Origin of the sequence: Serratia entomophila, assembly GCF_021462285.1 — a bacterium.
GTDB classification, from domain to species: Bacteria; Pseudomonadota; Gammaproteobacteria; order Enterobacterales; family Enterobacteriaceae; genus Serratia; species Serratia entomophila.
In genome coordinates this window covers 2362860-2380796 of sequence record NZ_CP082787.1, presented here as the reverse complement: position 1 = coordinate 2380796, position 17937 = coordinate 2362860, and the positions used below count along the sequence as shown (strand labels likewise).

Genomic DNA, 17937 nt, shown 5'->3' with positions numbered 1-17937 from the left:
GCAGAACGTCAGTTAATCTGCATTTCAAGCCACTCTTTTTTATTTGCGCCACGTGGAACAGGCGCCATCGGGTGTATCTATGTTGTGTTGAAACAATGCAATCCCAAAATCAGGATTTTGCATATATTCCGCCATGCTGGATGGCTCAACCAGACATCCGATATCAAACACCTCATAAGCCAACCCCAATAAAACCTCAACAATTAAACCCGGCCCGGTTAAGACCGAGGTGACACAATAGTCCCTTGTTATTAACTCGGTTCTCCACGGTAAGATCCTGGTCAGATAACACCTTGATTTATCATCAATATAACAGTCAAATATGCAATTATTTCTTTCTAAAAAGCGGTATCTCTTTTTCATGGTTCTAAGGATGATCCTTACCGCCTTTGATTTTTGGTGAGAGGATATGAAATTATTAAAATAAACACCTTTAAATCTTCTGAGCGATCCGAGCGCCAATAAATTTCTATGAACGTATGTTTCACCCAATGGCAATATCATATCCAGAGAAAAATCAGCGAGATCCAGTTCGATAAGCCTTTTTATTTCTTCAAATCCAACAGCATCTAACCCTAACTCATTTTCGTCGCAGCTAATCACGGCTTCAGACCTTACCCCTTCTGAATTTATCTTTTTTAAAAGACATATGGTTTTAAATAATAGAAACGAGTCGCTCTCGACAATGCCTTCTTTCTCTATATATTTATTTAATTTATGATATATATTATCAATGTATGGGAGTGTATCAACATCTATATAGGTGCCGCCATACTGATAGATAATTAAAAGTCTGATAATATCACTTGCACTGGCAATGTTATGCCTTAGTATAATCTCATAATAATAATACTTCATGAAATCATCGAAATCATCGAAATCATTGCAAAAAAGTTCCGTTATACGCTTTTTTATAAAACCTCTGCTATCAAACCATGAGTCTTCAATCGCTTTTGGTGGTCTCTGATAAGGGATCTCGTTCTTGATTAAGAATTCAATAACCAGCTCATCAAAAGAAAAACCTGTCTTTACTTTTGGGTATATATACTTAAATGCGTGATTTTTTATTTTTAATTCAGCCTTAAGTTTATTTTTGATTTTTTTGGCGTTGACGAAATCGCGTATGGCATTGTTTAGCAAATGACACAGTGAAGAGTCTTTGTCATACCAAAAGAATATCTGCTTATCTTTATTTGTTTTTTTCCATATGTCGATATAATGAGTATTCACTTCATTTAGGTCACCAATCCATATAAAATGCAGGATATTTGGAACTGATGATTTTTCCATCTTTGATAAATCGACACCCAATGCCTGATGGCTCATTTAAATCACCACAAAATATAGTATGGAAAACTTGAATGATTCAGTGCTGGATTATGGCTTAGCTAAAAAAATAGACTATCGCCATAACAATAACACAAATAGAACAGAACAATAAATCACCGGAAAAATTTTTCAATGAATCCAAATAGTCATTGCTGTTTTTATTTAATTTTTTAATGGCATCGCTTTCGTTATCAGCCTCTACTTCGACATGATGCTTTCTGAATCCCTTCTGCTTCATATCCTTAATAATTTCTCGTGTAACCACGTCCTTTCTCAGCACTTTTGATTCATCACTCTTTATAAAAACAACATATCTATTCATCATATACCCCATAAAAGCACAGAATTTTACTTCTGTGCTGGGATTGCATCTGTTAATTAGCGTTTGCTTCCGAACTCTCTGGCTTCTCTCGGCCCTGTGCCATTTCCGCCATAACCATTTCCTGTAGAACCGCCATTCCCCCAGAAACCACTGGCACCGGAACCACTGCCATAAGGGCTATTTTTTGACAGGAATGACTGAGGCCCGCGGTCACCGCCGTTATTTCCGCCGCGACCTGAAGAGCCAGAGCCTCCGTTATCAGACGACCTTTTGCCACTCCCATCTCGATCCTGCCATCCGCCCGACACCGCATCGAATTGGCTACTTAGAATTTCCTTCATCAATGTTCTCCTATGGATTTACTGGGTTTACCCCCTTTAAAAAGGGATGTGGTTGAAAAAGTAAAATACACTAATAACAATCCATAACCACTCTGTATTTCATAAACAAACCAATAAGCAAAGTGTATTTCAATATGGCAACCCATCATATGGTAATAAAATCCAGAATAATATACCGAACCTAATTACACGTAGATGCTATCGATTCAATTAATTGAACGCCAAATAATCTCAACGCCCAAGATTAATAACCCAATAAAGAAAAGGCGGCGAAACAGCTGCGGGCGACAATGTCGACGTGCGATGCTCCCCAGCCACATGCCGGCCAACGCCAGCCCTGGACGTTGACGGGCGGAGCCGCCACCCGTCAGATTTGCTGGTTAAAAACCTGCCGCCAACTAGAATCAATAAGCACCGCTGCTTATTCGATAAAGCCACTCCGCCAACAGGATCGGTTTAAGCCCAGGTACAGGACGTCTCGCGAAGCAGCCCCTCGATTTAATTTTATTTAAAATTATTATCATGGTGGGAATATGCCATTCAAATCACGTGCTAACCGCTCTGCCGCCCTTCCGCTTTCCCAGGCAGAAAGCTCAAGATCCGTTGAAGTAATATCCGAAACCCTATTGATGGCCTGCGCCAGCTGGGATGGCGCCGCCTACCCGCAATACCCGGCCTGTGCGCCGATGATCGGCGTCTTGCGCATCAGCGTGCCGCCGCACACCGTACTGGCCTGGCATCACCACCCGGTACCTGCGGTCGGTTATCTGCTCAGCGGCGAGCTGACCATCGAAAAAAAAGACGGCAACCAGCAAAAAACGTTCGTCCGCGGCGAAGCGATCGCGGAAGTGGTGAATAGCGTGCATCGCGGCATTGCCGGCGCAGAGCCGGTGGAGTTACTGGTGTTTTACGCCGGCGGCGTCGGCATCCCGCTCAGCATTATCTGCGAGGCATAAAAAAAACCGGAGCGGCAGCGGCTCCGGTTTGGGCTATTGCAGGCGATTATTGGTCCTTCAACCCGCGGTTGATCAGCATGGGTTCGATGCTCGGCTCTTTGCCGCGCCAGTCGACGTACAGCTTCTCCAGATCCTGACTGTTGCCGCGCGACAGCACCATGTCGCGGAAGCGCTGGCCGTTTTCCGCCGTCAGGCCGCCGTGCTCGCTGAACCACTGGAAGGCGTCATCCGCCAGCATTTCGGTCCACAGGTAGGCGTAGTAACCGGCGGCGTAGCCGTTGCCCCAAATGTGCTGGAAGTAGCTGGAACGGTAACGCGGCGGTACATAGCTGAGGTCGACCTGGTCTTTCTGCAGCGATTCGGTTTCGAACTTGTCGACGTCCTGCTGCGGCTGGTCGGCGGTCAGCATGTGCCAGTGCATGTCCAGCAACGCGGCGGACAGCAGTTCGGTCATGTCATAGCCCTTGTTGAACTTGTCGGCCTTCTTGATTTTGTCGACCAGTTCCTGCGGCATCGCTTCGCCGGTTTTGTAATGCCTGGCAAAGTGCGCGAACACTTTCGGATCGCTGGCCCAGTGCTCGTTGAACTGCGACGGGAACTCGACGAAGTCGCGCGCGGTGTTGGTGCCGGACAGGCTCGGATATTCCTGAGCGGCGAACATGCCGTGCAGCGCATGGCCGAACTCGTGGAACATGGTGATCACGTCATCATAAGACAGCAACGCCGGCTGGCCCGGCGCCGGCTTGGTGAAGTTGGCGACGTTGTAAATCACCGGTTTGGTGCCGTTGAGCTTCGACTGATCGACGAAGTTGCTCATCCAGGCGCCGCCGCCCTTGTTGTCGCGCTTAAAGTAGTCGGTATAGAACAGCGCCAACGATTTGCCGTCTTTATCGAACACTTCATACACCTTGACGTCCGGCTGATAGACCGGAATGTCCTTGCGCTCCTTGAAGCTGACGCCGTACAGCAGGTTGGCGGCGTAGAACACGCCGTTGTTCAGCACGTTATCCAGCTCGAAATAAGGCTTGATCTGCGACTCATCCAGATCGTACTTGGCCTTGCGCACCTGCTCGGCGTAGAACTGCCAGTCCCAGGCCTCTACCTTGAAGCCGCCTTTTTGCTGGTCGATCACCGCCTGAATGTCTTTGGCTTCACGCCCGGCGCGCGCGGTGGCCGCCGGCACGATGTTGCGCATAAAGCTCAGCGCCGCATCCGGGGTTTTGGCCATTTGGTTTTGCAGCTTCCAGGCCGCGTAGTTCGGGAAGCCCAGCAGCCTGGCCTGCTCGGCGCGTACCTTGGCCAGGCGAGAGATAGTCTGGCGGGTGTCGTTGCCGTCGCCCTTTTCCGCCCGCGACCAGGAAGCGTCAAACAGCGCCTTGCGGGTATCGCGATCTTTCAGGCTCTGCAGGTTCGGCTGCTGGGTGGTGTTCTGCAATACCAGCAGCCACTGCTTGTCCAGCTTGCGTTCGCCGGCGGCCTGCGCCGCCGCGGCCAGTTCGCCCTCGGACAGCCCGTCGAGCTTCGCTTTGTCGGTGACCGCCAGCGCGCCGTTCTTGCTCGCCGCCAGCAGTTTGTTGGTGAACTGGGTGCTCAGCGTCGCCGCTTCCTGGTTCAGCGCCTTCAGCTTGGCCTTGTCGGCGTCCGACAGGTTGGCGCCGGCCAGTTCGAAGTTCTTGTAGGTCACTTCCACCAGCCGGCGCGATTCCGCATCCAGCTTCAGCGCATCGCGATCCTGATAGATGGCCTTGATGCGCGCGAACAGCTTGCCGTTCAGCATGATATCGTCGTTCAGCGCCGCCAGCTTCGGCGAGGTTTCTTCATCCAGCTTTTGCAGCGCGTCGCTGGTGTTGGCCGAGGTCATGGCACCAAACACGTTCATCACCCGCGTCAGCAGCGAACCGGCCTGCTCCAGCGCCACGAAGGTATTCTTGAAGTTGGGCTTGGCCGGGTTATTGGCGATTTTCTCTACTTCTTCCCGCTTCTGCCTGATGCCCGCCTCGATGGCCGGCGCATAGTCGCTTTCTTTGATCAGGTTGAACGGCGGCGCCTGGAACGGCAGACGGCTTTGATAGAAGAACGGATTGGCGTTCTTTTTATTCTCATGCTGATTGGCTTCACCGGTCACGGTTGCCTCCTTCGCCTGGCCGCTGGGCAGAGCGCTGTGGTCGGCATGCGGGTGGCTTTCCGCCGCCTGGGCCTGCGCGCCCAGCGCCATGCCGATCGCCAGCATCAATGTGGATAAACGCATCAAATCGAAACTCCTCCATGTTCACAGAATAAGGTCTCACGGGAGCCATGGCGCCCTTTGAGTCACATCCTAGCTTAGGCGCAGTTATCAGTTTGAGCAAAAACAAGTGATTAGAAGTTAAACATCCGAGCCAGGCCTCGATTTATGCCCATAGCAGGCCACAATCTCTCCGGCCACCGCCACCGCGATTTCCGCCGGCAGCTTGCCTTTGACGTCCGCCAACCCCAGCGGGCAGCGCATGGCGGCGATAGCCGCTTCGCCCAGGCCCCGCTGGCCAAGCTTATATTCGAAGCGTTTACGCTTGGCCAACGAGCCGATCAGGCCGAAATAACCGGCGTCGCCGCGCCGCAGGATGCGTTCGGCCAGCGCCAGATCCAGCGCGTGATCGTGGGTCATCACGATGAAGTAACCGCCCGCCGGCATGGCGTCGACCTCGTCCAGCGGATCTTCGCTGAGGATACGGCTCACCCCTGCCGGGATTTGCGCAGGGAATTGCTCCGCCCGGCCGTCTATCCAGCGCACCCGGCACGGCAACGTGGCGAGAATGTTCACCAGCGCGCGCCCGACGTGCCCGGCGCCGAACAGCGCAATCTGCGGGCGCGGCGCGATCAGCGGTTCGAACAGCACGCTGGTGGCGCCGCCGCAGCACTGGCCGAGCCGCGCCGCCAGCGGAAAGCGCTCCAGCCGCAGGCCGCTGGCGCCCTGCTGCAGCATCTCACGCGCGATCGCCAGCGCCTGAAACTCCAGCTGGCCGCCGCCGATGGTGTCGAACGCCTGTTCAGCGGTCACCAGCATTTTGCTGCCCCGGTTGCGCGGCGTAGAGCCCAGCTCATCCACCAGCGTGACCAGCACGCAGGGTTCGCCGCGCCGCCGCAGCGCGGCCAATGCCTCAATCCACTCATCCATCGCCGTTCTCCCGCACCGAGGTCAGCATCTGCTGCACGCCCCACAGCACCCGCTCCGGCGTGGCCGGCGCGTCGATGACGGGCTGCAGGCGATAGTCCGCCAGGCTGGCCACCGCGTCCTTGATGGCGCACCACACCGAGATGCCCAGCATAAACGGCGGTTCGCCCACCGCTTTGGAATGAAACACCGTGTCCTCCGGGTTTTGGCGGTTTTCCAGCAGCCGGACGCGCAAATCGGCCGGCACGTCGCCAATCGCCGGGATTTTGTAGCTGGCCGGGCCGTTGGTCAGCAGTTTGCCGGTCTCGTCCCACACCAGCTCTTCGCTGGTCAGCCACCCCATGCCCTGCACAAACCCGCCCTCCACCTGGCCGATATCGAGCGCCGGGTTCAGCGAGTCGCCTACGTCGTGCAGGATGTCGGCGCGCAGCAGCCGGTATTCCCCGGTCAGGGTGTCGATCACCACCTCCGCGCAGGCCGCACCATAGGCGAAGTAGTAAAACGGATGGCCGCAGGCTTTGTCGCGATCGTAGAAAATTTTCGGCGTTCGGTAGTAACCGGTGCTGGCCAGCGAAACCTGATTGAAATAAGCCTGCTCGACCACCTGTTCAAAGCTGAAGTAGCGCTCGCCGACCCGCACCTGACCATTGCTGAACGCCACCTGGTCGGCGCTGACGGCATGCTGTTTGGCCAGCATGTCGACCAGCCGCCGTTTTATTTTCTGCGCGGCGTTCTCCGCCGCCTTGCCGTTCAGATCGGTGCCGGACGAGGCGGCGGTCGGCGAAGTGTTGGGCACTTTGCCGGTGTCGGTGGCGGTGATCTGAATGCGCTCGATATCCACCTGAAACACCTCGGCGACAATCTGCGCCACCTTGGTGTTCAGCCCCTGGCCCATCTCGGTGCCGCCGTGGTTGAGCTGGATGCTGCCGTCGGTGTATACCAGCACCAGCGCGCCGGCCTGGTTCAGGAAGCTGGCGGTAAAGGAAATGCCGAATTTGACCGGCGTCAGCGCCAGCCCTTTCTTCAGGATCGGGTTCTGCGCGTTGAAATCGCGGATCGCGGTGCGGCGCGCCTGATAGTCGGCGCTCAACTCCAGCTCGGCGGTGATCTCCTGCAACAGATTTTGCTCCACCGGCTGATGGTAATGGGTGACGTTGCGCCGATCTTTGCCGTAGTAATTGATTTTACGCACCGCCAGCGGATCGCGCGCCAGATAGCGGGCGATGCCGTCCATGATTTCTTCGATGGCCATCATGCCCTGCGGCCCGCCGAAGCCGCGGTAGGCGGTATTGGAGGCGATGTGGGTTTTGCAGCGGTGGCCGACAATCAGCACGTCCTGCAGAAAATAGGCGTTATCGGCATGAAACATCGCGCGATCGACGATCGATCCCGAGAGATCGAGCGAATAACCGCAGTTGCCCGCCAGGTCGATTTTCACCCCGTTCAGCAGGCCCTCGTCGTCAAAGCCGACGTCGTAGCGAATATAAAACGGGTGGCGTTTGCCGGTGATCAGCATATCGTCGCGCCGGTTGAGGCGCATCTTGACCGGCCGCCCGGTGAGATGCGCGACGACGGCGCAGAGGCAGGCCGGGCCGGCGGCCTGGGTCTCCTTGCCGCCAAAGCCGCCGCCCATGCGGCGCATGTCGACGGTCACCCGGTGCATCGGCAGGTTGAGCACCGAGGCCACCAGCTTCTGGATTTCGGTTGGGTTCTGGGTGGAGGAATAGACCAGCATGCCGCCGTCCTCGGTCGGCAGCACCGAGGCGATTTGGGTCTCCAGATAGAAGTGCTCCTGGCCCCCGACGTGCAGCTCGCCCTGCAGGCGGTGTTTCGCCTGCGCCAGCGCGGCATCGGCGTCGCCGCGCTGATGGCGGTGCGCCTCCTGCACCAGATAGCCTTCGCGCAATGACCGGGTGACGTCCAGCTGCGCCGGCAGATCCTGATACTCCACCCGGATCGCCTGTGCGGCGCGCCAGGCGATTTCCGGATCCTCGGCCGCCACTACCGCAATCACCTGGCCGAGGTACTCCACCTCGTCTTTCGCCAGCAGCGGGTCGCCCTGGGTCAGCGGCGCGATGTCCAGCTCGCCCGGTACGTCTCGCCAGGTAATGACCCGCGCCACGCCGGGGAAATCCCCACAGGCGGAAACATCCAGACGCGTGATGCGCGCATGCGCCCGCTCGCTCAGCTTCGCCGCCAGATGCAGTTGATTGGGGAACTCCAGCCGATCGTCAATGTAGTGCGCCTCGCCGCTGACGTGTTTGTCGGCGCTTTCATGCTTGCGGCTGCGGCCAACGCCGCTGCTCAAGCCCTGGCGAAAAAACTCGGCCAGCTGCTGCTGGCTGTACGCGATGCGTTTAGCGTGGCTCATGGGCGGTCACCTCGATTGCCGTCTGCGGCTCGGTCAGCGCGATGAAATAGCGGCGCAGCAGGTTTTGCGCCACCAATAGCCGGTAAGCGCTGCTGGCGCGGAAGTCGCTCAACGGGGTGAAGTCCTGCGCCAACGCCTGCGCCGCCAGTTCCACCGTGGCCCTGCGCCACGGCTGCCCCACCAGGCGCCGTTCACAGCGCAGCGCGCGCTGCGGTATGGCGGCCATGCCGCCGAACGCCACCCGCGCCTCGCGCACCACGCCTTGTTCGATGGTCAGATTGAATGCGCCGCACACCGCAGAGATGTCATCCTCCAGCCGTTTGGACACCTTCCAGGCGCGCAAATCCGCCGGCGCGTCGGCCGGCAGCGAGAGGCTTTCGATCAATTCGCCGGGCTGCAGCGCGGTTTGCCGATAGCCGAGGAAAAACTGGTGCAGCGGCAGCATGCGCCGTTGCTCGCCGCAGCGCAGCGTCAGCTGCGCATCCAGCGCCAGCAGCAACGGCGCGCCGTCGCCGATCGGCGAAGCGTTGGCGATATTGCCGCCCAGCGTGCCCTGATTGCGGATCTGCTGCGAGGCGAAGCGCGCCAGCAGCTCGCCAAAGGCCGGGTGGTACCCTGCCAGCAGCGGGTGCAGATCGCTCAGCGTCGCCCCGGCGCCGATCACCAGCCTGCCGCCCTCGCGCTGCGTCCGCTTCAGCTCGGCCACCTGGCCGAGCGCGATCAACAGCGGCAGATCCTGATGACGCTGGGTGATTTCCAGCGCCAAATCGGTGCCGCCCGCCAGCAGTTTGGCCTGAGGATGTTGCCAATACAGCGCCGCCAGTTCGTCGAGGGTCTGCGGCATCAGGCAGCGCTTGCCCGCCGCCTCCTGCGATCTGGCGGGTTCGATAGCCTGCAGTTGCTGCAGCGTCTGGTGTTGTTCAAGATCGAAGCCATCCGGGGCTTGCCGTTCACAGGCCTGTTGCGCCGCCGCCATAATCGGGCGATAGCCGGTACAGCGGCACAGGTTGCCGGCCAGCGCCTGCTGCGCCGATTCGCGCCGGTAATCGACGCTGTTTTTTTGCAGGCAGAACATCGACATCACGAAGCCCGGCGTACAGAATCCGCACTGCGAACCATGGCAGTCCACCATCGCCTGCTGCACGCTGTGCAGCCGGCCGTTTTGCTTCAAATCCTCCACGGTGATCAGCTGCTTGCCATGCAGCGCGCTGACCAGCGTCAGGCAGGCGTTGACGCTGCGGTAGCGCAACCGGCCGTCATGCGGCTCCGCCAGCACCACGGTGCAGGCGCCGCAGTCGCCGGAGGCGCAGCCTTCTTTGGTGCCGCAACGCCCCAGATCACGGCGCAGGTAGTTGAGCACCGTGGTGTTCGGGTCGAGCGCCGCCTCGCTTTGCAATCTGTTATTGAGCAGAAACCGGATCATGCCGCCTCCTGGCGCGCAGGCGCCTGATACACCACCTTGCCGTCGACGTAGGTGCGGTAAATATTGCGGTCGTCCCCCAGCGTCATCAGCACGAACAGCTGGTCCGCCAGCTTGGGGCTGTTTTCATGCCGCAGCTTTTGCAGCGCCGTTACCGCCGGATCCAGCACCACGAAATCCGCCTCTTTGCCGGGGTTGAAATTGCCGATCTTGTCGTCCAGCGCCAGCGCCCGCGCGCCGCCCAGGGTGGCGTGGTAAAACGCCTCGCCGGCGGAGAGCTTGTAACGTTGCAGCTGCCCCACTTTGTAGGCCTCGCCCAGCGTCTGCAGCATGTTGAAGGTGGTGCCTGCGCCCACGTCGGTGCCGATGCCCAGCTTCACCCGCTTCCGCCAGGCCTTTTGCAGGTTGAACAGTCCGCTGCCGAGGAACAGGTTGGAGGTGGGGCAGAAAGCGATGGACGACTGAGTTTGGCACAGGCAGTCCCACTCCTGTTCATCCAGATGCAGGCAGTGGGCGAACACGCTTTTGCCGCCGGTCAGGCCGTAGCGGTGGTAAACGTCCAGATAGCTGCGGCTTTCCGGAAACAATGCTTTCACCCAGGCGATTTCATCCGGATTCTCGCTCAGGTGGGTATGCAGATAGGCGTCCGGGAATTCTTCCCGCAGCCGCCGCACCTGCGCCAGCAATGCCGGCGTGCTGGTCGGCGCGAAGCGCGGGGTGATGGCGTAGCTCAGGCGCTGCCTGCCGTGCCAGCGCTCAATCAGCTCACGCGTCTGGCGGTAGCTTTGTTCGGGCGTTTCCAGCAGTGCCGGCGGCGCATGGCGATCCATCATCACCTTGCCGGCGATCAGGCGCATGTTCAGCGCCGCCGCCTGGCTGAACAGCGCATCCACCGACTGCGGATGCACGGTGCCGAACACCAGCGCGGTGGTGGTGCCGTTGCTCAACAGCTGCTGCAGAAAGAAGGCCGACATTTCACCGGCGTGTTTTTCACAGGCAAAGCGGCTTTCCGCCGGGAAGGTGTAGTTTTCCAGCCATCCCAGCAGTTGGTCGCCATAAGCGCCAATCATTTCGGTTTGCGGGTAATGAATATGGCTGTCGATAAACCCCGGCACGATCAGCTTGTCGCGATAGTCGGTCACCGCAAAGCCCGGCGGCAGCAGCGCCGCGCCCTGCCGCCAACTGCCGAACCAGACGATGGCGCCGCCGTTCAACAGCAGCAGGCCGTCGGGAATATGCCGCAGCTGCGCGTCCAGCTGCTGCGGTTCCTCCACGCAGGCGGCGATATCGAAAAAGTTGCCACGGATAGCCGTGGTGAATTGCATGCTCATTTGCCATTCCTTTTTTACCGACCACCACAGGGCATCCGGCTGAGTGAGCTCAGCCCGACGAAATTATGACGGCCTTTTAACGATCGCAGGTGTTGATTTAAGAATAGCAAGCGGCGTGCCAGTTGGTTTTAAATTGGAAAATTTTTATTTAAAACAAAGGCATATTAATTAGTCATTAAATATTAGCCGGCGAAAGAAATAATACCAAAGCAAGCAAACGGTTGCTATTTCAGGGCAACCGTTTGCTTATATTCGGTTAATGACGGGTTGCACCAATAGTGGGCAGGAATAGCCCGAGCGGAAAAGAAAGCGGTTATTTCAATAACACTTCGTAGCGCGGGTTAAATTCGTCGAACAGCGGCAACGCCGCCGCCCCTAGCGCCGCGGTGTCCGCGCCGGTGGTGCCCAGCCGCACCCGCAGGCCGTCGAGGTATTTGCTGCGCACCGAACGGTGCAGCGGCGCCAGCCGCTTGATCAGCTGCCCGACGACGCTTTCCGGCATCAGGCCGCCGATAATCACCGCCTCGGCGTCGAACATGCATTCGATGATGTTGATCGCCTGCCGCAGCGCCGGCACCGCCGAATCCAGCCAGGCGTCGAGCTTTTCCTGCGGCAACGCCAGCAGATCTTGCGGCATGGCGCGCATCGGATCCAGCCCGCAGCTCTCGTAGGCCGCCTGCAGCGAGACGTAACGTTCCAGGCAGCCCCGGTTGCCGCAGTAGCAGTCTTTGCCGCCCGGTTGCACAATCATGTGGCCGACTTCACCAGCATTGTGCGCATGGCCGGTGTAAATCCGCCCATCGGTGAAGATCCCCGCCCCCAGCCCGGTGCCGAGGTACAGATAAATAAATGAATTGAGCCGCTTGGCCACCCCGTGCAAACGCTCGCCGATGGCGGCGACGGTGGCGTCGTTCTCCAGCGTTACCGGCAGCCCGCTCTGCGCCGCCAGCTCGGCTACTACGTCGATATTTTCCCAGCCGTTGAGCGTGGTCGGCCCCACCGAGGAAATGCCTTCCACGCCAAACGGCCCCGGCATCACCACGCCGATGCCGAGCATTTTCCCCCAGGCCAGATCCGGCTGCTGGCGCATTTCTTGCAGTACATCACAAATCAGTTTCAAGGTGGCGGCAGGCTGCGGCTTTTGCACCATAATCAGCCGGTGGAAGCGCACGCTGCCTGAAACATCGACCAGGATAATCAGCAGCGATTGGTGATCCAGATGGATGCCGATGGAGTATGCGCTGTCCGGGTTCAGGGTCAACGGCGTCGCCGGTTGGCCCCTTCCGCCGGCGCGGCGCGGCAGGTGCGAGGAGAGAATGCCGGCCTGCTCCAGCTCCGTCGCGATGTTTGACACGGTTTGCGGCGTCAGCGACGTCAGCCGGGCGATTTCGGCACGGGTCAGCTCGCCGTGCAGACGAATAGCCTCTATCACTACGCGCCGGTTATGTGCGCGAGCATGTTCAAGGTTAGTGCCGGATGTCGTCATAACTGCCTATGCAGAAAGGGAAATCGTCTTAGCAGTATGGTGCCCTCCTTTAAAGCAATCAAATTGATTTAAGTAACCGACGCCTCGCTTGCCCAATGGCTGCGGTTCAACGCTTTTTAACACCGGAGAACGCACAAATGAAAAGCCATACCCTCGCCGCTACGGCCGTCTGTACCCTGTCCGCCCTGGCGTTCGGCGCGTCCTGCGCCATCGCCGCCCCAACGCAGATCAACGCGCTGTTCATGACTCAGGCGGCCTACAGCGAAAACGACATCCGCGCCATGACCGCGGACTTCACCAAACAGCACCCGGATATCACCGTCAATCTGGAGTTCGTCCCCTACGAAGCGCTGCACGATAAAATCGTCGCGGCGCGCGGCGCCGGCAGCAACGGCTACGACGTGGTGCTGTTCGACGCCATCTGGCCGGCCGAGTTCACCAGGTTCGGCCTGCTGCAGGACGTCACCTCGCGCATCAGCGCCGCCGACAGCGGCAAGATCTTCGACGGCGCCATGACCACCGTCACCTATAAGGACAAACGCTGGGGCATGCCATGGATCCTCGATACCAAGTACCTGTATTACAACAAAGCGATGTTGGCCAAGGCCGGCATCAGCGCCCCGCCGAAAACCTGGCAGGAGCTGGCGCAGCAGGCGGAAATCATCAAGCAGAAAAATCAGGTCAAGTACCCGCTGGTATGGAGCTGGTCGCAGGCCGAAGCGCTGATTTGCGACTACACCACGCTGGTGTCGGCCTTCAAGGGCCAGTTCGTTCAGCAGGGGAAAATCAGCTTCTCCTCCCCCGGCTCGCTGCAGGCGGTCAACTACATGAAAGACTCGCTGGACAAGGGGTTGAGCAACCCGAACTCGCGTGAATATTTGGAAGAAGACGTGCGCAAGGTCTTCTCCAACGGCGATGCCGCCTTCGCGCTCAACTGGACCTACATGTACAACATGGCCAACGATCCGAAACAGAGCAAAGTGGCCGGCGACGTCGGCATCGTTCCGGCGCCGGGATCGGTCGATGGCCAGGTCGCGGCGGTGAACGGCTCGATGGGCCTCGGCATCGCCAAAGCCAGCGCGCATCCCGATCAGGCCTGGCAATACATCAGCTACATGACCTCGCAGCCGGTGCAGGACAAATATGCCAGGCTGAGCCTGCCTATCTGGAAATCTTCCTATGACGATCCCGCGGTGCAAAAAGGCCAGGAGCCGCTGATCGCCGCCGCCAAACAGGCGCTAAACGTGATGCTGTCACGCCCTGAAACCGCCGATTATTCAAGGTTGTCCAACGGGTTGCAGCAGGACCTGCAGCAGATCCTGCAGGGCAAGGTCACGCCGCAGGAAGGGCTGGACGCGGCCAGCAAAAGCGCCGCGCGGCTGCGTTAAGGGGTAATCATGCTCACACTGCCTCAACGTGAGCGGCGTCAGGCATGGGTGCTGTTGGCGCCCATGCTGCTGATGATGCTGCTGCTGACCGCCTGGCCGCTGTGCCGCACCCTGTGGCTGAGCTTTACCGACGCCGCGCTGGTCGGCGACGGCGCAACCCCCGGCTGGATCGGCGCGGACAACTACCTGTATGCCCTGACCGACCCGGACTTTCGCGCCGCACTGTGGCGCACGCTGTATTTCACCCTGGTGTCGGTGGCGTTCGAGGGCGTCATCGGCGTGCTGGTGGCACTGCTGCTCAACCAACAGTTTCACGGCCGCAACCTGCTGCGGGTGCTGGTGATTTTGCCCTGGGCGCTGCCAACCATCGTCAACGCGACGATGTGGCGGCTGAACTTCAACCCGGACTACGGCAGCATCAACGCCCTGCTGACCCAACTGGGGCTGATCGGCCAGTATCGCAGCTGGCTCGGCGATCCGTCCTCGGCGCTGAACGCGGTAATGCTGGCGGACATCTGGAAGAACTATCCGCTGATCGCTCTGCTGACGCTGGCGGCGCTGCAGTCGATCCCGGACGATCTGTACGAGGCGGCGCGGCTGGACGGCGCCTCGGCCTGGCGGCGGTTCCGCGCCATCACCCTGCCCGCCATTCTGGCGCCGCTGGCGGTGGCGCTGGTGTTGCGCACCATCGACGCCTTCAAGGTATTCGACATCATTTATGTGATGACGCGCGGTGGCCCGATGGACAGCACCAAAACCCTCAGTTTCTTCGTTTACCAGGAATCGTTCAGCTACCTGCGCGCCGGCAGCGGCGCCGCCTATGCGGTGCTGATGACTCTGCTGTGCGGCCTGTTGATTGCCCTGTACCTGCTGATGCTGTTTCGCCAGCGCAGAAGGAGCCTGAATGATGAAGCGTAAAATGCGTTTGCTGTTGCGCTACGGCGCCGCGCTGCTGCTGGCGACCTCGATTCTGGCGCCGATGCTGTGGCTGTTTCTGATGAGCGTCAGCTCATCCGCCGATCTGGCCCGGGTGCCGCTGGAATGGCTGCCGCGCCGCTGGGATTTCTCACGCTACGCCGGCCTGCTGTCGCTGCAGCCCGGCCAACCCGGCGCGCTGTTCCTGCATGCGCTGTTCAACAGCCTGCTGGTGGCCTGCGGCGCCACGCTGATTTCGCTGCTATTGGCGATCCCGGCAGCCTTCAGCTTTTCCCGCTACCCGGGGCGCGACGCCTGGCTGTTCGCCAGCCTGGCGATATACATGGTGCCGCAGGTGGCCTTCGTGCTGCCGCTGTACTTTATTCTGCAGCAGCTGACGCTGCTCAATACCCATCTCGGGCTGGTGCTGGTCTACTGCTCGCTGATCCTGCCGTTCCTCACCTGGATGCTGAAAAACCAGTTCGATGCCCTGCCGATCGATATCGAACAGGCGGCGCGCCTGGACGGGCTGCGCCAGTGGCGGGTGCTGCTGCGCATTACCCTGCCGCTGGCCAAGCCGGCGCTGGGGGCTTCGGCGCTGTTCGGCTGGCTGTTGGCCTGGGATGAATTTTTCTATGCGCTGCTGTTCACCAGCAATATTCAGGCGCAAACGCTGCCGGTGACCATCGCCGGTTTCACCGCCGGGCGCGCCACCGACGACGGGCTTATCGCCGCAGTCGGCATTTTGGCCGCCGTTCCGCCACTGTTTATCGCCCTTTGGCTGCAAAAGACGCTGGTCAGCGGGTTGACCAGCGGCGGCAGCAAAGGCTGATTTTAAAGGGAGAATTTTCACATGATGAATACCGCTACCAAACCCACGCTGTACGTGGTCGGCAATATCAACGTCGACCTGATCATGAGCACCCTGCAACAGTGGCCGCAGAAGGGCACCGAAGCGATGCTCGAGCACAGCGAACTGCGCCCGGGCGGTTCGGCCGGCAACTGTGCCCTGGCGCTGGCGGCGCTGGAAACGCCCTTTCGGCTGGTGGCCAATCAGGGCAACGATTACTTCAGCCCCTGGCTGGCGCAGCTGTTTCCGGACAGCTCGCCGTACTGGCCGACCTACAGCTGTGAAACCTCGCTGACCTTCGGCGTGACCCACCCGGACAACGAGCGCACCTTCTTCAGCAATCAGGGGCATATTACCCGCCTGAGCCAGGACGACGTGCTGCACCAAATCCCGCTGTTCGCCGGCAACGGCGATACCGTGCTTTTGTGCGGCACTTTCCTGTGCACCACCTTGCTGGCGGACTACCCGGCGCTGCTGCAAACCCTGCGCCGGCGCGGCTATCGCATTGCGGTCGACACCGGCTGGCCGCCGCAGGGCTGGAGCGGAACGCTGCGCGCGCAGATCGCCGACTGGCTGCCGTTTTGCGATATTTTGCTGCTCAATGAGGTGGAAACCTGCGGCATGGCCGACAGCGACGATCTCTATACCGCCGCCCGCACCCTGAACCGCCAGCAGCCGGCCGACGCCGCCTGCGTGGTGAAATGCGGCGCGGACGGCGCCCGCCTGTGGTGCGGTGAACGGCAGCTGCAGGCGGCGGCGCACCCGATCGCCGTAGTGGACACCATCGGCGCCGGCGACAGCTTCAACGCCGGTTTCCTGACCGCCTGCCTGCACGGCCACTCCGCCGCCGTGGCGCTGCGCTGGGGTATCCGCGCCGCCAGCCACGCCATCAGCAGCTCGCCGCGCCAGTATCTGGACTGGCAGACCCTGAAAACCTGCGCCGGGGAGATGATTTGATGGCACGCGTAGAACTGGTGCAAGTGGCCAAACGCTATGGCAAGCAGCGGGTGCTGAACCCGCTCGACCTGATCATTCCAGACGGCAGCTTTACCGTGCTGGTCGGCCCTTCCGGCTGCGGGAAATCCACCCTGCTGCGCCTGCTGGCCGGGCTGGACAGCCTGTCTGGCGGCGCCATCCTGTTGGATAAACAGAAGATTAACGATCTGGATCCGGCCGATCGCGATATCGCCATGGTGTTCCAGAGCTATGCGCTCTATCCGCACCTGACGGTGGCGGAAAACATGGCGTTTCACATGCAGGTGATGAAGGTCGCCAAAGCCGAACAGCACAGCAAGGTGCAGCAGGCGGCGCGCACTCTGGCGATCGAACCGCTGTTGCAGCGTTACCCGCGCGAGCTGTCCGGCGGCCAGCGCCAGCGGGTGGCGATGGGCCGCGCCATGGTGCGCAACCCGAAGGTGTTTCTGTTCGACGAACCGCTGTCCAACCTCGACGCCCAGCTGCGCATGGAGCTGCGCGCCGAAATCAAGGCGCTGCACCAGCAGTTCAAAACCACCACGGTGTACGTCACTCACGATCAAATCGAAGCGATGACGCTGGCTGACCAGATAGTGGTGATGAAAGACGGCGACATCGTGCAGCAAGGCGAGCCGCTGGCGATTTACGATGCCCCGGCCGATACCTTCGTGGCGCGTTTTATCGGCTCACCGCCGATGAACCTGTTGGAGGGGGTGATTACCGACCGCCAGGGCCGGCGCGGCGTCGCCTGCGGCACTCTGTGGCTGCAGCTGCCCGCCAAATGGCGGCTGGCGGCGCCGGACAGCCGGGTGATCCTCGGGCTGCGGCCCCATGACTTCCGCCTGGCGGAACAGAGCGAACACCCGGCGGCCGAGCTGCGGGTTATGGAAGTGACCGGCGACGTCAGCCTGTTGCACCTCAACTGGGGCGGTTTCCGGCTGCACGTGCAGCTGGCCGGGCGGGTTGCCGCGGCCGCCGGCCAGCCGCTGTGGCTGGCGCCCAACCTCGACGCCATCCATCTGTTCGACGCCGCCAGCGGCAAACGGCTAAGCGAAAGCTGACTATCTGCACGCCAGGGACGGCTTCCAACTTGAAACGATAA

Annotated in this window: 14 protein-coding genes; 6 read left to right on the top strand and 8 right to left on the bottom strand. The window is 59.5% G+C overall.

The genetic code is table 11. The features are described 5' to 3' along the window. Nucleotides 1-39: 39 nt before the first annotated feature. Both KHA73_RS11700 and KHA73_RS11695 read right to left on the bottom strand, forming a co-directional pair. Nucleotides 40-1326: a TcdA/TcdB catalytic glycosyltransferase domain-containing protein gene (locus tag KHA73_RS11700; protein ID WP_234591029.1), complete on the bottom strand. Its 1287-nt coding sequence runs from the start codon at nucleotides 1324-1326 to the stop codon at nucleotides 40-42. Nucleotides 1327-1384: 58 nt separating this feature from the next. Next, nucleotides 1385-1651, bottom strand: coding sequence for a hypothetical protein (locus KHA73_RS11695; protein WP_234591027.1), 267 nt, complete (start codon nucleotides 1649-1651; stop codon nucleotides 1385-1387). A 970-nt stretch (nucleotides 1652-2621) separates the two neighbouring features. Between KHA73_RS11695 and KHA73_RS11690 the strand changes: the two genes are divergently transcribed. Continuing rightward, nucleotides 2622-2948 (top strand): cupin domain-containing protein, encoded by a 327-nt coding sequence (locus KHA73_RS11690; RefSeq protein ID WP_234591026.1) that lies wholly within the window; start codon nucleotides 2622-2624, stop codon nucleotides 2946-2948. A gap of 46 nt (nucleotides 2949-2994) precedes the next feature. On the opposite strand, the gene dcp is transcribed toward KHA73_RS11690, so the two are convergent. From dcp to KHA73_RS11660, 6 genes are all read right to left on the bottom strand, one after another. Beyond that, a complete protein-coding gene (gene dcp, locus KHA73_RS11685) occupies nucleotides 2995-5196 on the bottom strand; it encodes a peptidyl-dipeptidase Dcp (protein ID WP_234591025.1) in 2202 nt (733 codons plus the stop codon). 117 nt (nucleotides 5197-5313) lie between these two features. Beyond that, nucleotides 5314-6102: a xanthine dehydrogenase accessory protein XdhC gene (xdhC, locus tag KHA73_RS11680; protein ID WP_234591024.1), complete on the bottom strand. Its 789-nt coding sequence runs from the start codon at nucleotides 6100-6102 to the stop codon at nucleotides 5314-5316. After that, a complete protein-coding gene (gene xdhB / locus KHA73_RS11675; RefSeq protein WP_234591023.1) occupies nucleotides 6095-8470 on the bottom strand; it encodes a xanthine dehydrogenase molybdopterin binding subunit in 2376 nt (791 codons plus the stop codon). The genes xdhC and xdhB overlap by 8 nt, the downstream gene beginning before the upstream one ends. Then, nucleotides 8457-9893, bottom strand: a complete 1437-nt coding sequence (gene xdhA, locus KHA73_RS11670; RefSeq protein WP_234591022.1) for a xanthine dehydrogenase small subunit — start codon at nucleotides 9891-9893, stop codon at nucleotides 8457-8459. The genes xdhB and xdhA overlap by 14 nt, the downstream gene beginning before the upstream one ends. Further along, nucleotides 9890-11221 carry a guanine deaminase gene (gene guaD / locus KHA73_RS11665; protein ID WP_234591021.1) on the bottom strand — a complete coding sequence of 444 codons (1332 nt, stop codon included), beginning with the start codon at nucleotides 11219-11221 and terminating at the stop codon, nucleotides 9890-9892. The genes xdhA and guaD overlap by 4 nt, the downstream gene beginning before the upstream one ends. Before the next feature lie 313 nt (nucleotides 11222-11534). Then, the gene (locus KHA73_RS11660) at nucleotides 11535-12707 is read right to left on the bottom strand and encodes an ROK family transcriptional regulator (RefSeq protein WP_234591020.1); all 1173 of its coding nucleotides are present in this window, start codon (nucleotides 12705-12707) and stop codon (nucleotides 11535-11537) included. A gap of 137 nt (nucleotides 12708-12844) precedes the next feature. On the opposite strand from KHA73_RS11660, the gene KHA73_RS11655 reads away from it, so the two are divergent. From KHA73_RS11655 to KHA73_RS11635, 5 genes are read left to right on the top strand one after another with little or no spacing between them, the layout of a single operon-like run. Then, nucleotides 12845-14095, top strand: a complete 1251-nt coding sequence (locus tag KHA73_RS11655) for an extracellular solute-binding protein (RefSeq protein ID WP_234591019.1) — start codon at nucleotides 12845-12847, stop codon at nucleotides 14093-14095. Nucleotides 14096-14104: 9 nt separating this feature from the next. Next, nucleotides 14105-15013 (top strand): carbohydrate ABC transporter permease, encoded by a 909-nt coding sequence (locus KHA73_RS11650; RefSeq protein WP_234591018.1) that lies wholly within the window; start codon nucleotides 14105-14107, stop codon nucleotides 15011-15013. Continuing rightward, entirely contained in the window at nucleotides 15003-15842 is an 840-nt protein-coding gene (locus tag KHA73_RS11645) for a carbohydrate ABC transporter permease (RefSeq protein ID WP_234591254.1), read from the top strand. The genes KHA73_RS11650 and KHA73_RS11645 overlap by 11 nt, the downstream gene beginning before the upstream one ends. Before the next feature lie 21 nt (nucleotides 15843-15863). Beyond that, nucleotides 15864-16817, top strand: a complete 954-nt coding sequence (locus tag KHA73_RS11640; RefSeq protein WP_234591017.1) for a carbohydrate kinase family protein — start codon at nucleotides 15864-15866, stop codon at nucleotides 16815-16817. After that, on the top strand, nucleotides 16817-17896 hold the full coding sequence (locus KHA73_RS11635; RefSeq protein WP_234591016.1) for an ABC transporter ATP-binding protein: 1080 nt from the start codon (nucleotides 16817-16819) through the stop codon (nucleotides 17894-17896). Before KHA73_RS11640 ends, KHA73_RS11635 begins: the two co-directional genes overlap by 1 nt. Nucleotides 17897-17937: the final 41 nt, after the last annotated feature.

Coding starts and splice junctions, on each gene's coding strand:
- xdhC (WP_234591024.1), bottom strand. CDS start 6,102: ATGGATGAGTGGATTGAGGCATTGGCCGCGCTGCGGCGGCGCGGCGAA.
- KHA73_RS11650 (WP_234591018.1), top strand. CDS start 14,105: ATGCTCACACTGCCTCAACGTGAGCGGCGTCAGGCATGGGTGCTGTTG.
- guaD (WP_234591021.1), bottom strand. CDS start 11,221: ATGAGCATGCAATTCACCACGGCTATCCGTGGCAACTTTTTCGATATC.
- KHA73_RS11645 (WP_234591254.1), top strand. CDS start 15,003: ATGAAGCGTAAAATGCGTTTGCTGTTGCGCTACGGCGCCGCGCTGCTG.
- dcp (WP_234591025.1), bottom strand. CDS start 5,196: ATGCGTTTATCCACATTGATGCTGGCGATCGGCATGGCGCTGGGCGCG.
- KHA73_RS11640 (WP_234591017.1), top strand. CDS start 15,864: ATGATGAATACCGCTACCAAACCCACGCTGTACGTGGTCGGCAATATC.
- KHA73_RS11695 (WP_234591027.1), bottom strand. CDS start 1,651: ATGAATAGATATGTTGTTTTTATAAAGAGTGATGAATCAAAAGTGCTG.
- xdhB (WP_234591023.1), bottom strand. CDS start 8,470: ATGAGCCACGCTAAACGCATCGCGTACAGCCAGCAGCAGCTGGCCGAG.
- KHA73_RS11660 (WP_234591020.1), bottom strand. CDS start 12,707: ATGACGACATCCGGCACTAACCTTGAACATGCTCGCGCACATAACCGG.
- KHA73_RS11635 (WP_234591016.1), top strand. CDS start 16,817: ATGGCACGCGTAGAACTGGTGCAAGTGGCCAAACGCTATGGCAAGCAG.
- KHA73_RS11690 (WP_234591026.1), top strand. CDS start 2,622: ATGGCCTGCGCCAGCTGGGATGGCGCCGCCTACCCGCAATACCCGGCC.
- xdhA (WP_234591022.1), bottom strand. CDS start 9,893: ATGATCCGGTTTCTGCTCAATAACAGATTGCAAAGCGAGGCGGCGCTC.
- KHA73_RS11700 (WP_234591029.1), bottom strand. CDS start 1,326: ATGAGCCATCAGGCATTGGGTGTCGATTTATCAAAGATGGAAAAATCA.
- KHA73_RS11655 (WP_234591019.1), top strand. CDS start 12,845: ATGAAAAGCCATACCCTCGCCGCTACGGCCGTCTGTACCCTGTCCGCC.